Here is a 14757-nt window from a genome sequence, read left to right as displayed (position 1 = left end):
GATGCGAACCCTCCACCAGGGACCCGTCTTAGAGACCTGTTACGATCCAGGGCTGGATCCGACTGCCGTTGAACCGGTCAGTCTCGTCGTATTCGGTCTGATCGGATTACTCGGTGGTGCACACTGTCTCGGAATGTGTGGGCCACTCGTAACGACCTACTCTGACAGAATGCGGGCCAAAGACGGCCATCATAGAGAACGTAACGAACTGACAGTCAGAGAGGTCAGACAGCATGCTCTGTTTAACCTCGGCAGAGCCAGCAGCTATGCGATTATAGGTGGAGTGTTCGGTCTTGCAGGGACAGTCGTATTCGTTTCCCCCCAGGCAGTGACAGCCGTTGCGACGGACGTTCATGCAGTCGCCGGCATCGGTGTGGGGACGCTCATCGTCGCAATGGGGATCAACTATCTAATCGGTCGGGGTTTCGTCGGCGGGTCGATCAGCGTTCCGCTTGTGGGAGCAACGCTCGGACGTCTCCACCAGACGCTGCTCGCAAACGTCGACTCGTGGGTCGGTAACAGCAGAATCGCCGGACTCGGCGCGGTTCACGGGTTGTTGCCATGTCCGTTGCTCTATCCAGCCTTTCTGTACGCGTTTATCCGGGGATCGCCTGTCGAGGGATTTCTCTCGCTGGCTGTACTTGGACTCGGAACGGTCCCCTCGCTGTTCGTCTACGGGACGCTTTTCCAATCACTGAGTATCGAGACGCGAACGAAACTCCACCGTGTTCTGGGGGCTGCCTTCGTGTTGCTTGGCTACATTCCGATCCAACATGGGCTCGCAACGCTCGGTATCGGCCTCCCGCCGATTCCGCTCCCACACTATCAGCCACTTTGAGAATCGTCCGAGCGGGGGTTGATCCAACTACGGTAATCGGTCCTCTCTGTACATCCGCGCGATGTCCTCTCCTACCTCTGAGAGTGCGACTGTATCATCTTCGTCAAGGTCGTCGTATTGCCCGATATACTTGCGGGCGTCATCCATATCTACGTAGACACGTGGATCGAGACCCATTGGGTCGTCAGTACGGTGTTCGTCGTGTTCAAGTACGTAGACGGCGTCGAACCCGTCAACGAGAGATTTCGTTTCAAAATCAGTCACCCATGCACCGACGATGTCGCTCTCTGGTGCACCGAACTGGTCCGGAACTCCGTAGTAGGCGAACAAACAGCCTGGGCTACAGAACATCATCCCATCTCCGTTTTCGTGGGCGAGCTGAGCGTTTCGGTCGGAGTAGTCAGTCACGGCCATCGAACAGACACCACACAGATGCGAACTCGAGAACGCTTTCGGCTCGTCGACCGGATGGTCGACGAGAAACTCGGACTCCGAGGTATCAGGATCCGGAACATCCGAATTAGCGTTGTCATCTGTATCGGAGCAGCCTGCCAACATACCGGTGATACCGATAGTGGCAAGCACTCGCCGTCGATGCCAGGAACCCAAAGCACGGATTGTCATGGCGTAGTTTCACAGTCGCCTGCTGCAAAGTCGATCTGGTACACGAAACGAAATGCGCTCGGTCGCTTCGATGGCCGTACCAGATCGTCTATTGTACTACACCGACCAGATAGAGATACGAGATGGCTCTCTCCCACAAACTTTTGATCTCGGTCCTCGCTGGTATCTGTCTTCTCGGGGTCGCTGGGATTTTCATAGCAGATATCGGATCGACATCGCCTGATCCGGTACCGTTCGAGGACACCGTTGCTACGGGTGTCATCCTCGAGAACGAACCTGATGAGGACCGAATCGACGTTCCGAAAGCGCAGGTGTTCTATTCTCAGTACGAGTACGTCGTCGGCTATCAGGGGATCGAGCGATTTGTCGACGCTAGCCAGCAAATGGGGCATGAAGACCGCTTTGGCTATCCGACTGGAGTCTATGTGACTGACTATAGCGGGAAAGCGTTCGAACTCACGACCGACGGCCACCTAGCCGCGAACGGAACGGAGAGCTGGACCGATGCGGAGTCTGCGTGGTTCGTTGTCGGAAGTGAGGCGAGAACACCAGCTGGGGAAACCGTCGTGCCCTTCTCGAGACAGGAAGACGCAGAGGCGTTTACGACCGAACACGGTGGCACCGTAGTGAGCTGGGAACGGCTTCTCGATCACTCGTTCGAGATCGATGACGCTGATGTCGTCCGGGATCGAGTCGACGAACGTCACGCACGTGGTGACGAGCTGGTTTCGGATGCAACACAAGCCCGCGATAGACCAACAGAAGTCGTCGTTGGTCAGGATGTAGCAACCATCCAGGAGGGTATCGATACCGCATCCAGGGGAGCGACAGTGTTCGTCCCATCTGGAACCTACAACGTCTCCGACGCTATCGACGTCGACCGGCCGGTCACTGTCGCTGGAGAAGAGGGGACGACGGTTCAGGGGGACGGCAACGGAACCGTCATCCGAATCGAAGACGATCGAGCTGCGGTAACGGATCTCCAAATTTCCGGTGTCGGTGATGTAGCGGAGGCTGACACTGAAGACAGGAATCTGGATGATAGCGAAGACGTCCTCGAGATGGCCTACGGCCAGGGAGATGCAGGTATCGAGGTCAACGGCTCTGAAAGAACCGTCGTCGAAAATGTCTCGATCGAAACGCCAGCGAACGGAGTCCTGCTTCGGGATAGTCCGGAAGCCGTCGTTCGGAACGTTACTGTTGACGGCAGCGATCACTGGGACGACGGCTACATGGGAGTTATGACAATGCGATCTCCAGGCGGTGTGATCGAAGACTCGCACTTTCGCGACGGTCGTGACGGGATCTACACCCATCGATCGCACGAACTGATCTATCGGAACAATACATTAGAGGGGAACCGAATCGGTGTCCATTTGATGTATACCTCGGATGCATTGATCGCCGACAACCAGATCTTGAGTGCAGAATCGACCGGAATCGATGTGATGACAGATCCAGAGCATAATGCCGTCGTCGGGAACGAGATACGGGATACGTCGCAGGGACTCTTGATGGGAGGATCGCAGTCGTACATCGCCCAGAACGTCATCACTGATACAGAGGTCGGCATGACAACTGCAGCAGGGAACTCGATATATGAACGAAACGTCATCTCGGGGAACGTAGAGGGCGTTCAGGCGAACCAGTTGCTGCCAACCAATCAGGTGACCAACAACGACTTCATCGGCAACTATCGGCATGCAACTGCACGACTCGGAGTACTTCGTGTTTGGACAGCCGACGGACAGGGTAACTACTGGGAGGGAGCAGTTGGCTCGAGCGATGGGTCGAGTCTCGAGCGGTCATACTCGCCGACCCACCCCGTCGACGAGCGACTTCATCGCGTCGATGGGACGCCGACACTCACACGGTCGCCTGCCCTTGACACACTTACCACGTTTGAGGGGGCTGTTTCCGGTATGCGTGCGGAAAGCATCGTTGATACGGCACCACGCTGTGAACCTACGAATCCAGAACTGCTCGCTCAGATCGAGCAAAATTCCTCGAAGTATGATTTGTGCGAACCATCGCTATCAGATCGCGGCTAGGACCGCCCAAACCAGAAGCGCGTGCCAAATGATCGCGGCGGCGGCTCGCTGGAAGTCGCTTGCCGGAAGTGGCGGGTTCCGAAACATCGCGTCGTAGACGAACGGCGTGGCGAGCACAAACGCGGCGGCTAGCCCGTACTCCATTGGGACCGGCGTCAGCGCGCCGATGAGCCCTCCACCGACGAGAGCGATGGCGATGGCCAGCAGGATCCAGTCGTAGCGGTGCACAGTTGCTCACCTTAACCATACGAACTCAGGAGAAATAGGTCTTACACGGCTCCACAGGACAGTTCAGCACAAATTCAAGCCGTTCGGAACGGTCGCCGCTTTCCTCTAAGTGAACAAGAAAAGCCACGGATCACCCGACCCATGGTCGTTTACAGGCAGCCGAAACGAATGCCAGGGAACCGTCCGGAAATCAAGGATTTCGGTGGTCACGAGAATCTCCGATTCTCGAAGCACTTGATCCGGTCGATGAAGCCGATAACTCGTGATCCAACGATCGAGGTCCAGCACCCCGAACAAAGAGGTGTGTCGGCACTCCTCACATCTGGCTTAACGTCCAAAAACACGGACGATCAGATGCTTCGCCGTCGCTGCCGAGTAGGTCAGGGAGCGACCGAATCCGAGCCTGCGGAGACTGCGTCCCCTCTGGATTTCGAGTACTCTGACCGTCGGCTATTCTTAGTACCGGTGGGCAGTTTGTATCAGTTTGAAGATGGAGATCACAGTCTGGAATAGACATGACTCAAACCATTGTTAATATAGAGTAGGACTGGGTGTAGGGGCTGGTGCATGAGCGTTCAGATTGCTGGCAACGCCAGCACGCCGTTCAGCGAACATCCTGACTTCTCGACCCAAGAACTGTTCACTGATGTCGTACTCGAGAGAGTCTCCTTGTCTGTACGCAACCTTGAGGGACAGGTCGACCGGAAAGGCACATATGCAACGTGTTATACCGAACTAGTTTCTTCGCTTGACGAAGGCGGCGTAACGACGAGTGTGTTGGCGTTCAGTTTCCGGTGTACACCGCGAAACCGTTGTGACAGCGATTGATGGGTCACTTCGAGAGCGTCAGCAACTTTCTCAAGTGTTGCCCCTCGCAGCGTTTCAAAGTAGCCGACTTTCCAAGCGGCGACGAGAGCGGCTTGTTGTTTGTCAGTCAGCCCGTACTGTCCTCCTGTCATCAGTTTGGTCTCACGGTAGAGGCGCCGTAACGTGAACGCAGTGGCGTTCTCGGAGCAGAACGATTCGAACTCTGATAATTGTGCGCGCCCCTCAAATTGGATCCGAACTTCCCGCTCGGGGGATCACTGGAGGCTTCAAGCACCACAACGTTGCTCTCCACGTAGTGGTAGATCCGCTCAACGTCTGCGTATAACCAGTCCACCCGATAGAGCGCCTGGCCGTTGTACGAATCGATCCGTACCACGTCTTCGAGCGAGGGATTACGCTCAGCGAGTCGCTCGAACGCCGCCAGATTTGGAGCCCCAACCCAGACGTACGACGTGATCGTCTCGGAACACATTGGTCTCGAACAGAACCTCCACAAAGACAGGGCCATTTCCATTACTAATGGGGCTCTGTATACCTCTCTGTGCGTCGAGTAGCCGGAGTCGGTTATCACAGTGACGACCTCGGGCGCTTCACCGACAGTCAGAAAGCCGTCCACCCGCCGTCGACTGGGATGTTGGCTCCCGTGATGTAGGATGCCTCATCGGAGGCCAGGAACGCGGCCATCGGGGCGATCTCCTCGGGCTGGCCGTGACGGTCCATCGGCGTCTTCTGTTCGAGAAAGTTGTAGAAGCGCTCGTCCTCGAGCAAGTCCTCGGTCATCGGCGTCTCGACGAAGCCCGGACAGATACTGTTGACCCGGACGCCCTGATTGGCGTAGTCGATCGCCACCTGCTGGGTGAAGTTGACGACGCCCCCCTTCGCGGCCGAGTAGGAAGCTGCGCCTTTCCCACCCACCAAGCCGTAGATCGAGCCGAGGTTGATGATGCAGCCATCGGACTCCTTGAGGTGGGGCAGCGCGGCCTTCGTGCCGTGCACCACGCCGTCGAGGTTCGTCTCAACCACAGTCTTCCACTCCTCGAGGTCCATCTCCTCGACGGAGGTCACGCTCGCGACCCCGGCGTTGTTCACCATGACGTCGAGGCCGCCGTGGGCCTCGACCGTCTCCTCGACCAGCGACTCGACCTGGTCGTAGTCGGTGACGTCGCAGTGATTGAACTGGCAACCGATCTCTTCGGCGGCCGACTCGCCGTTGTCCTCGTCGACGTCGGCGATAACGACGGTCGCTCCCTCGTCGACGAATCGGGCGGCGATAGCTTTCCCGATACCGACGGCGCCGCCGGTCACGATCGCGATCTGATTGTCGAGCATCGCCCACTCCCTACACCGACGCCGGATAAATGGGTTCGTGTCTGTCGGACGGGTAACTGGTTTCTGGGGGTATTAAGAGTCGGATCGTGGTAGCGGCCGGCGCATGACTGTCCAGATCGCTGGCGTGGCCAGCACCGAGTTCGGCGAGCATCCCGACTCGTCGACCCGTGAACTGTTCACCGACGCCGCGCTCGAGGCGCTCGCTGACGCCTCGCTGACGCCAGGCGACGTCGATGAACTGTACGCCGGCAACTTCATCGGCGACCTCATCGACGACCAGGCCCACGTCGGGGCGATGGCAGCTGACTACCTCGGAGCGCGCCAGGCGGCCTCCATGCGGACCGAGAGCGCCTGTGCTTCCGCGAGTTCGGCCGCCAGGTCGGGCGCGCAGGCAATCATGGCCGGCGACGCCGACGTCGCGCTCGTCGGCGGCGTCGAGAGGATGTACGCGGCCGGTATCCAGGAGGTTACGGACGCATTGGCAAACGCCGCGGACAACGAGTACGAGAACAAGGCCGGCCTCACGTTCCCCGGCATCTACGCGCTGATGGCTCAGGTCTATCTGGACGAATTCGACGTCAGCCAGGAGGATCTCGCGGAAGTCGCGGTCAAGAACTACGAGAACGGCGTCACGAACCCCTTGGCTCAGCGCCAGGAGGAAACCTCCGTCGAGCGCGTGCTCGACTCGCCGCCGGTCGCGACCCCGCTGAACTTGGGCGACTGCTGTCCGATCACTGACGGCGCGAGCGCGGCCGTCCTTGTCAGCAACTCCTTCACCGAGGAACACGGCATCGAGACCGAGGTGTCGTTCGAAGGCAGCGGCCAGTCGACCGACTCGCTGGCGCTCCAGGACCGTCCCGATCTCGCGCGGACCCGGGCCGCTGAGCGAGCAGCCGACCAGGCCTACGACAGCGCCGGGATCGCGCCCGAGGATGTCGACGTCGTCGAACTCCACGACTGCTTCACGATCGCGGAGGTCCTCGCAGTCGAGTCGCTCGGCTTCTTCGAGCGCGGCGAGGGTGTCCGCGGCGCGGTCGAGGGTGAAACGGCCGTCAACGGCCGGATTCCGGTTAACACCTCCGGCGGACTGTTGGCGAAGGGCCACCCGGTTGGCGCGACCGGCGTCGCCCAGCTCGTCGAGATCACGAAACAGCTCGAGGGGCGCCACCCAAACCAGGTCGACGACTCGACGATCGGACTCACGCACACGGTCGGCGGTAGCGGGGCGAGTTGTGTCGTCAACGTCCTGCGGGCGGGGGGTGAGTGAGTATGCAGCGGTGGTTCATCGACTTCGCCGAGCGCATCGACGACGGCGACCCGATCTACCTCGCCTGTGAGGAGTGTGGGCAGGCCGCTCTACCGCCGCGGACGGTCTGTCCGGAGTGCTCGAGTCGGGCACTCGAGGAACGTTCCCTCTCGGAGACGGCGACCGTAACCGCGGCGACGACGATCTACAGTTCGACACCGCGGTACGCCGACGAGACGCCGTACACGATCGTCGTCGCGACGTTCGAGGAGGGCGTCCGACTCACGGGGCAGCTCCGCGGCGCCGACGAGGTCGAACGCGGCGACGACGTACTCCTTGATGCCGAATCCGACGGTGACGGTCACTGGCTCGTCACGTTCACCCCGTCAACCTGAACGATCGGGCGACCGCACTGACCGGTGACAGCCATTCGACTGTGGTGGCGGCCGGTCGGAAACCGGTGGTCGGATCGACGACTCTCGACGAGGCCGGATCGACGAGCGGGCACCGACGTACCCGGTCGTCAAATGAGCCGCTAAACTGAATATTATTTACGACGCCGACGACACCCCATTCGTGGCAGAGACCCAATACAGCGAACGCGCACACCCGGAGATCGAACCCGCGGTCGAGTGGCACGCGCATTCGCTCGAGGAGACCTACGAGGAACTCGAGACCTCCGAAGCGGGCCTCGATTCTGAAGAGGCTGCCGACCGTCTCGACCGATACGGCCCGAACGAGGTCGAAACCGAAGCCGGTGCATCGGCGCTTCGGATCTTCCTCGAGCAGTATACCTCGGTATTGATCTGGGTGTTGATCGTCGCCGCGGCCGTGATGGCGGGGATCGGCGAGCTGATCGACGCGGGCGTCATCGCCGGCATCGTGGTGTTGATCACCCTGTTCGGGTTCGTCCAGGACTACCGCGCCGAACAGAGCATTCAGGCGCTCGAGGAGATGTCGACGACGTACGCGATGGCCAGACGCGACGGCGAAAAGACCGAGATCGACGCCACTCGCGTCGTTCCGGGCGATATCGTTTTCGTCGAATCCGGCGATGTCGTCCCCGCCGACGCACGGGTGATCGAGTCGTCGAACCTCCGGGTCGACGAGTCGGCGCTCACGGGCGAGAGCGTCAGTGTCGCAAAGACGCCGGAGACGATCTCCGAAGACGTCACGATCGCCGAGCGCGAGAACGTCCTCCACAAGGACACCGTCGTCGAGCGTGGCTCGGGAATCGCCGTCGTCGTCGAAACCGGCTCAGAGACGGAGATCGGCCAGATCGCGACCGCAATCGAAGAGGCCGAAGAACGCGATACGCCGTTTCAGGCCGAACTCGACCGACTCGGCAAGATCATCGCCGCAGCCGTCATCGGCATCGTGACGGTGATCGGCATCACGGAACTGGTGATCGGCGACACCGAGCCGGTCCAGGTGTTCATGACCGCGGTCGCCGTCGCCGTCTCCGCCGTTCCCGAAGGACTTCCGGCCGTCGTCACCCTCTCGCTCGCCCTCGGCGCCCGACGGATGGCCGACCAGAACGCGCTCGTCCGTCGGCTCCCGATCGTCGAGGCGCTCGGTTCCGTCGACGTCATCTGTACCGACAAGACTGGGACGCTGACCGAAGAGGAGATGACGGTTACTCGACTGGCAGCGAACCGCGAGATCTACGAGGTCACCGGCACCGGCTACGACACCGACGGGGAGATTCGCCACGACGATGAACCAGTCGACGCCGAGCGCGTCGGCGAACTGCTTCGCTGTGGCATGCTGTGTAACAACGTCGAACTCGGCCGGCGTGAAGACCGCGACGACGAGTCGGCGTCCGGAGACGGCGAACTGGCGTATCTCGGTGATCCAACCGAGATCTCACTGTTCGTCGCCGCCCGGAAGGCTGGCTTCGACCACGAAGAGATCCGCGAGCGCTACCCCCGCGTCGGCGAGGTTGAGTTCACCTCGGATCGCAAGCGAATGACCACCCTCCACGAGACGCCCGACGGCGACCACGTCGCCTACACGAAAGGCGCGCCCGAGGTCGTCCTCGAGCGGTGCACCCGCGAGTACGTCGACGGCGAGTTCGTCGAACTCACCGAGGAGCGACGGGCGGAACTCGAGCGTCGCAACGAGTCGTTCGCCGAGGACGCCCTGCGCGTGATGGGCTTTGCGTTCCGGCCAGACGCACCCGAGACGGTGAGCGAAGACGACGAACAGGGTCTGGTCTTTCTCGGTCTCCAGGGGATGCTCGATCCACCCCGGCCTGAGGTGGCGGGCGCGCTCAAGGGCTGTCTGAACGCGGGAATCGACGTGGTCATGATTACGGGTGACAACGCGACCACCGCACGAGCGGTCGGCCGCGAGATCGGCCTCGAGTCGGCCCGGGTGGTGACCGGCCTCGAGCTCGAGGAGATGAGCGACGAGGAACTCGCCGACGTCGTCGAGGAGGTCGACGTCTTCGCACGAACGTCGCCGGAACACAAGACACGGATCCTCAAGATGCTCCAGGAGAAGGGCCACACAGTAGCGATGACCGGCGACGGTGTCAACGACGCACCGGCGATCAAGAACGCCGACGTGGGCGTCGCAATGGGAATTCGCGGGACAGACGTCACCGAGCAGGCCTCGGACATCGTCCTGCTCGACGATAATTTCGCGACGATCCGTGACGCCGTTCGCCAAGGACGGCGGATCTTCGACAACGTCCGCAAGTTCGTCAACTACTTCCTCTCGGCCAACGGCGCACACGTCCTGCTGTTGTTCTCCGGGATCATGTCCGGTGCGGGGCTGGTGATGACGCCGATCATGTTCCTGTGGATCAACGTGGTCACGGACGGTATCCCCGCGTTGACGCTGGGCGTCGATCCCGAAGCCGACGACGTCATGGAGCGGCCGCCGCGGCCCCCAGGTGAGGGCGTTATCACCGAACGGATCATGTCATCGATCGGTGGGATCGCTATCCTGATCACGGCCACGTTACTGCCGCTGTTTTACTATTATAACCAGGTCGTTGGCGATCTGGTGTTGGCCCAGACGATGGTGTTCACCGCCTTCGTGTTCATGGCGATCGCCCGTATCGGGGCGATCAGGACACGATACGGCCTTGGGTTGTTCTCGAACAACCGGTGGCTGGTGCTCGCGATCGCGATAACCTTGACGCTCCAGTTGCTCGTGCTCTATACGCCGCTGAGTATCCTCTTCGGCGTCACGCCGCTGGCGCTTGGCCACTGGCTCCAGATCGGCCTCGTCGTCGCGGTCTTCTCGATCCTGATGGCCGGCTTCGTCGCGCTTCAGGATCGGCACTTCGACCGGTACTGACCGCTGGTCTTTGCCGGTCGGTCGCTTCTCGAACGCCTTTTTCGAGCGACGTGCCGCTCACTTCGAGCACGAAATCCGTGGAAGGGGATCAAAGCCCGGGCGGATACTCGCCGGTTTTCCGATACTCGGAGACGACTGTGGTGAACGCGACCACGTGGAGAAGGACCACCACGACGATCATCGGAGATAGAGCAGGTGGTACGGATCGTCCGAGGGGAACCCTATCTTCTCGTACGGACGGAGGTACGCCCGGTCGTAGCCATGGACGGCCACGATCCAGAAGATGACGTACGTGCCGTGGCTCTGAGGCTACTTCGGGGCTTTCGATCCGAGGTAGTCGTAGGCCCTGTTGTTGGACGTAAACGCCAGAACGATTCCTCGACCGCGAGGGAACCAGCTTGGCACCCCGGCGACGAAGATAGACCGTCGATCCACGAACAGGTCCTCGAGTTCGACGTGAAAGAGAAGCCGCGACGGCGATACTGAACCGTCGTGTCACCGGATGACCATCACTGGAACCGGTGCCCGTTTGACGACAGTCTCCGCGACGCTCCCCAACAGGAACCGCTCCGCGCCGGTTCGACAGTGACTGCCCATTACGATCCGGTCGACGTCCTGGTTCTCGAGTACGCCGAGAACCAGGACGTCGGGTTCGCCAAACTCGAGAACGGTCTCGACGCTCCGGTTGTGCGCGTCGGCGGTTTCGAGCGCGTCGTCGAATGTCGCCTGAGCCTTCGATTCCGCTTTCTCGTGCCACTCGCGCCAGTACTCCGGCGGAACTGATCCCGGAGGGGAGCCGTCGTCGAACGTCGGCCGCATGACGTCGATGAGACCGAAACCCGAGCCGATCGGGTCCATGGACGTGACAGACGACGACGTCGGCGTCCGGGTAGTCGGTCAGCGCCGTCTCGAGTGCCTTCATCGAGAGCGGTGATCCTTCCGTCGGAACGAGGACGGTCCGCGTTATGTCTCCCGTACCTCGCGTTTGAGCAAATAGCCACCGGGTGTTCGTGTAAACGGAGCTACCCGTTCGGTTCAGTTCGAGGTAGCGATGTACGGTCGTTCGAAGCGACCTCGAATAAGTATCTGTACTCGTTAGTTGACCGGTCGATCGGTCCGGGATCCGTCTCATCCATACTATTCACTCAGCGAACAAGTGGTGAACGAAACGGTATAGAATGAACCTGTTTTGAGTCCCTCATTTTTCCGTCGAAGCGGTACGAGTATCATTATAAAAGCTTATTGTTCGCTTAACAGTCCAAGACGAGACGGGTAGCGAGCGTATTCACCGCGACAAGTCGAAATCGTCCGCCTCGAGAAGGCCCCTATACTACTGTTTTCCGAGATGAAAAAGGTGATTCCATGACGTTCGTCGTTCCGTTTGATGGATCCGGACTGGCAGATGCCGCGCTTGTCGGGCAGTCGAGTACGGTCGCGCGCTCAACGAGGACGTAACGGCCGTCACCGTCGTCCCCAAAACGTTACGCGCAAATAAAGGGTAGGATCGGCGAAGCCGACTCGTTCGTCCTCAAAGCCATCGTCCGGTCCCTTCGCGACCAGGTGCAGACGCTCACACCGGACACATCGTTCGAGCACGAATGGATCCGGGAGTTCCCCCGGAAGCACAGATCGCAGAGCAGATTGAGCGACTAACCAGGTCGTACGATCCGAGCGTCGTCTTCCTCGGGAGCGGTAACGTCGGACGCGTCGTGACGCCGATGACCGGCGTCGGCGTTCACATCGCCGACGAAGACGCCTACGACGTGTTCATCGTTCGGCAGTCCGGACCGCCGACGTTACGGCCCGAGCGTTCGAACCGTCAGCACGGGGACGCTCGCGTTGGGTACCACGCGCTGGGAGACGCTCCCGACGACGAGTCGCTCGAGGTTCGACTTGCTCTCGGTTCCCATCACCAACAGGTCGATGTCCTCGGCCTCCGTGTACTCGAGAATCACCTCGTGTGCGCTTCCGGAGGCGACGGATCGGGTGGCCTCGAGCCCGCGGTCGCCGGCGCGGTTGGCGACGGCGGCCGTCGTCTCCTTACCGTGTTCCTCGAACCTGCCTCGGATTTCGTCGTCCCCCGACGCAACGTCGACGGCGTAGAGCGCGTGCAGTTGCGCGTCGCAGGCGTCGGCGATGTCGAGGGCGTGTTCCGTCGCGGCCGCCGTGCCCGACCAGCCGTCGGTCGCGAGACACACGTCGTCGATGCCACCCTTCACTCCGTTGCGCGCGACGGTCGCGCTAACCGAGAGCACCGGCCGTCGCGCGTCCCGGATTACCTCGAGCGCGACGCTTCCGAGGACGACCTGCTTCAGCCCGGTTCGGCCGTGTGTACCGACGACGATGAGATCGACGTCGGCCTCCTCGGCGTATCGACGGATCTCGGTGGCCGGTCGCCCGTTCCGGACGACCGTCTCGGCCGCACAGCCAGCGTTCCGGGCCTCGCTCGCGACCGCCTCCGCGTCGGCCTCGCGTCGCTCACGATTCGTCCCGTCGCCGCGGCTCGATTTGACGACCGAGACGGCGTGGACCGTCGCGTTCAGAGTTCGTGCGAGCGAGATACCGACGGCTGCCGCGTCGCTCGCGACCTCGCTACCGTCGGTTGCGAGCAGAACATCGTCGTACATAGCTGCCCGTACGATAACCATCGTCTTGGTTCTGTGGAAATATGATTCGAGTGAAGCGCTTCGACTCACCCTACCAAGGAAGTCGCTCACGCCGTTTGCCGACTACTGCGAGTCGCCCCTCGTCGTGTTCGCCGGCGAAGAAGACGCTCGCTGCCAACCGTCCCGACCGGACTCCCACGACGACGACGACTGCGTCATCGAACTCGAGAGCCCCGCTTCGAACGCTCGGGACAACACGATACTTTGCGGTTCGGCACGAGATCACTGTATGGCGGATGCACTCGACTCGGCGCAACGAGACCGGTATTCGAGACAGCTTCTGATCGATTCGATCGGGGAAGCCGAACAACGGACGCTACTGACGGCCCGCGTTCTCGTCGTCGGAGCCGGCGGTCTGGGTTCGCCGGTGCTCCAGTACCTGGCGGCCTCGGGGATCGGCACGCTCGGGATCATCGACGACGGAACGGTCAAACGATCCAACCTGCAGCGACAGGTCATCCACGGCGTCGACGACGTCGGCGACCCGAAAGTCGACAGCGCAGCCGAGGCTATCGAAGCGCTCAATCCCGACGTCACGGTCGAGAAACATCCGATTCGAGCAGACACGGATGTCATCGAGTCGCTTCTCGAGCGGTACGACGTCGTCGTCGACGCAGTGGATAACTTCCCGGCTCGATTCCTCGTCAACGACGCCGCTCAACTCGCCGACGTTCCGTTTATCCACGGAGCGGTATACAAATACGAAGGGCAGATGATAGCGTTCCTTCCCGGGGGCCCCTGTTACCGGTGTTTACTCCCTTCCGCGCCGGACCCCGACGTAGCTCCCTCCGGCGAGCCAATGGGGATCTTCCCGACGGTTCCAGGCACGATCGGCTGTCTACAGGCGACGGAGGTGCTCAAGTACCTCCTCGACGTCGGAGAGGTACTCGACGATCAGTTGCTACGGTACGACGCGACAGACGCGACGGTTACCCGAACCCCGCTCGAGCGCGACCCCGAGTGTCCCGTCTGTGGACCCGACGGAATCGAGTCGCTCGACGGCGTCGATTACAGCGGCTGCTGCCGAATCGAGGGAAAGTCACGGTGAACCACAACCACCAGACGAATTATCGGCGTCTCATTTCGACGGTTCGAGAGCGTTCGTTCACGCACTCCGTGTCGAGGCCAGGTGTGACGAGAACTGACACGGACGTCCGATACGCATTTTAGCTCTGACAACGGTCGCTGGCCGGAAACTCCGATCCCGACTGGAAACGGACTCGACGTTCGTACTCGTGGGCGTAGACGAGAGCGACTCGCGCATCTTTACGATCGACAGGGACACTGGCGTTCTCGAGGAGGCATTCGGAGAGACGCAAATCGGACCTGATCGTAAATTGCTATTTCAGCTGTCTGTACTCGGGGAGAACGTTCATTATCCAACCCGTGAGATCACAGATATGCGTGAAAGCGGCGGTGCCGCAATGGCGATGTTCGTTGCTCTAGCCGTGTTCGTCCTGGCTCGTCTCCGGCGAATCGGGACCGTTTGTGGGAGGTCAGCATCCTCATCAGTCACGGTTATGCCACTTCAGGAGACGGATCTGTCCGAGTCAGCGCGGGTGCTCGCTGCCGCGTTTGCAACTGAAGTGCCTTGTTGAACGCAAGACAGCGTCGGGATGGGGTTGATCATACACGGTT

At 60.8% G+C, this 14757-nt stretch carries 11 protein-coding genes and 2 pseudogenes; 7 read left to right on the top strand and 6 right to left on the bottom strand.

Features of this window, described 5'->3' with window-relative positions; all coding sequences use genetic code 11:
- The first annotated feature begins 1 nt into the window (after position 1).
- Positions 2-838, top strand: a complete 837-nt coding sequence (locus QA600_RS12555; RefSeq protein ID WP_278292291.1) for a sulfite exporter TauE/SafE family protein — start codon at positions 2-4, stop codon at positions 836-838.
- Between the two features lie 27 nt (positions 839-865).
- On the opposite strand, the gene QA600_RS12550 is transcribed toward QA600_RS12555, so the two are convergent.
- Positions 866-1462: a nitrous oxide reductase accessory protein NosL gene (locus QA600_RS12550; protein ID WP_278292289.1), complete on the bottom strand. Its 597-nt coding sequence runs from the start codon at positions 1460-1462 to the stop codon at positions 866-868.
- A 122-nt stretch (positions 1463-1584) separates the two neighbouring features.
- Between QA600_RS12550 and QA600_RS12545 the strand changes: the two genes are divergently transcribed.
- The gene (locus QA600_RS12545; protein ID WP_278292288.1) at positions 1585-3513 is read left to right on the top strand and encodes a NosD domain-containing protein; all 1929 of its coding nucleotides are present in this window, start codon (positions 1585-1587) and stop codon (positions 3511-3513) included.
- On the opposite strand, the gene QA600_RS12540 is transcribed toward QA600_RS12545, so the two are convergent.
- Together QA600_RS12540 and QA600_RS12535 are read right to left on the bottom strand one after the other, a co-directional pair.
- On the bottom strand, positions 3499-3741 hold the full coding sequence (locus QA600_RS12540) for a hypothetical protein (protein ID WP_278292287.1): 243 nt from the start codon (positions 3739-3741) through the stop codon (positions 3499-3501). The genes QA600_RS12545 and QA600_RS12540 overlap by 15 nt on opposite strands.
- 1428 nt (positions 3742-5169) lie before the next feature.
- Positions 5170-5898, bottom strand: a complete 729-nt coding sequence (locus tag QA600_RS12535) for an SDR family NAD(P)-dependent oxidoreductase (protein WP_278292286.1) — start codon at positions 5896-5898, stop codon at positions 5170-5172.
- Between the two features lie 103 nt (positions 5899-6001).
- Between QA600_RS12535 and QA600_RS12530 the strand changes: the two genes are divergently transcribed.
- The 3 genes from QA600_RS12530 to QA600_RS12520 all read left to right on the top strand — a co-directional run bounded on the left by QA600_RS12530 (position 6002) and on the right by QA600_RS12520 (position 10453).
- Positions 6002-7165: a thiolase domain-containing protein gene (locus QA600_RS12530; protein ID WP_278292285.1), complete on the top strand. Its 1164-nt coding sequence runs from the start codon at positions 6002-6004 to the stop codon at positions 7163-7165.
- A 2-nt stretch (positions 7166-7167) separates the two neighbouring features.
- Positions 7168-7539: an OB-fold domain-containing protein gene (locus tag QA600_RS12525; protein WP_278292284.1), complete on the top strand. Its 372-nt coding sequence runs from the start codon at positions 7168-7170 to the stop codon at positions 7537-7539.
- A 181-nt stretch (positions 7540-7720) separates the two neighbouring features.
- Complete coding sequence (locus QA600_RS12520) at positions 7721-10453, top strand: cation-transporting P-type ATPase (RefSeq protein WP_278292283.1); 2733 nt, start codon at positions 7721-7723, stop codon at positions 10451-10453.
- 88 nt (positions 10454-10541) lie between these two features.
- Here the strand turns inward: QA600_RS12520 and QA600_RS22810 are convergent.
- Both QA600_RS22810 and QA600_RS12515 read right to left on the bottom strand, forming a co-directional pair.
- Positions 10542-10828 (bottom strand): annotated as a pseudogene (locus QA600_RS22810) (hypothetical protein); the annotation flags it as partial.
- A 120-nt stretch (positions 10829-10948) separates the two neighbouring features.
- Entirely contained in the window at positions 10949-11311 is a 363-nt protein-coding gene (locus tag QA600_RS12515; RefSeq protein ID WP_278292282.1) for a universal stress protein, read from the bottom strand.
- 504 nt (positions 11312-11815) lie between these two features.
- Between QA600_RS12515 and QA600_RS12510 the strand changes: the two are divergent.
- A pseudogene (locus QA600_RS12510) lies at positions 11816-12252 on the top strand (universal stress protein); the annotation flags it as partial.
- Here the strand turns inward: QA600_RS12510 and QA600_RS12505 are convergent.
- The gene (locus QA600_RS12505; protein ID WP_278292281.1) at positions 12250-13080 is read right to left on the bottom strand and encodes a universal stress protein; all 831 of its coding nucleotides are present in this window, start codon (positions 13078-13080) and stop codon (positions 12250-12252) included. The pseudogene QA600_RS12510 and the gene QA600_RS12505 sit on opposite strands and share 3 nt — an antisense overlap.
- 268 nt (positions 13081-13348) lie before the next feature.
- On the opposite strand from QA600_RS12505, the gene QA600_RS12500 reads away from it, so the two are divergent.
- Entirely contained in the window at positions 13349-14167 is an 819-nt protein-coding gene (locus QA600_RS12500) for a ThiF family adenylyltransferase (protein ID WP_278292280.1), read from the top strand.
- The last annotated feature ends 590 nt before the right edge of the window (positions 14168-14757 follow it).

Origin of the sequence: Natronococcus sp. A-GB1 (assembly GCF_029688845.1) — an archaeon.
Classification (GTDB): domain Archaea; phylum Halobacteriota; class Halobacteria; order Halobacteriales; family Natrialbaceae; genus Natronococcus.
This window is presented reverse-complemented; position numbering and strand designations above follow the sequence as displayed.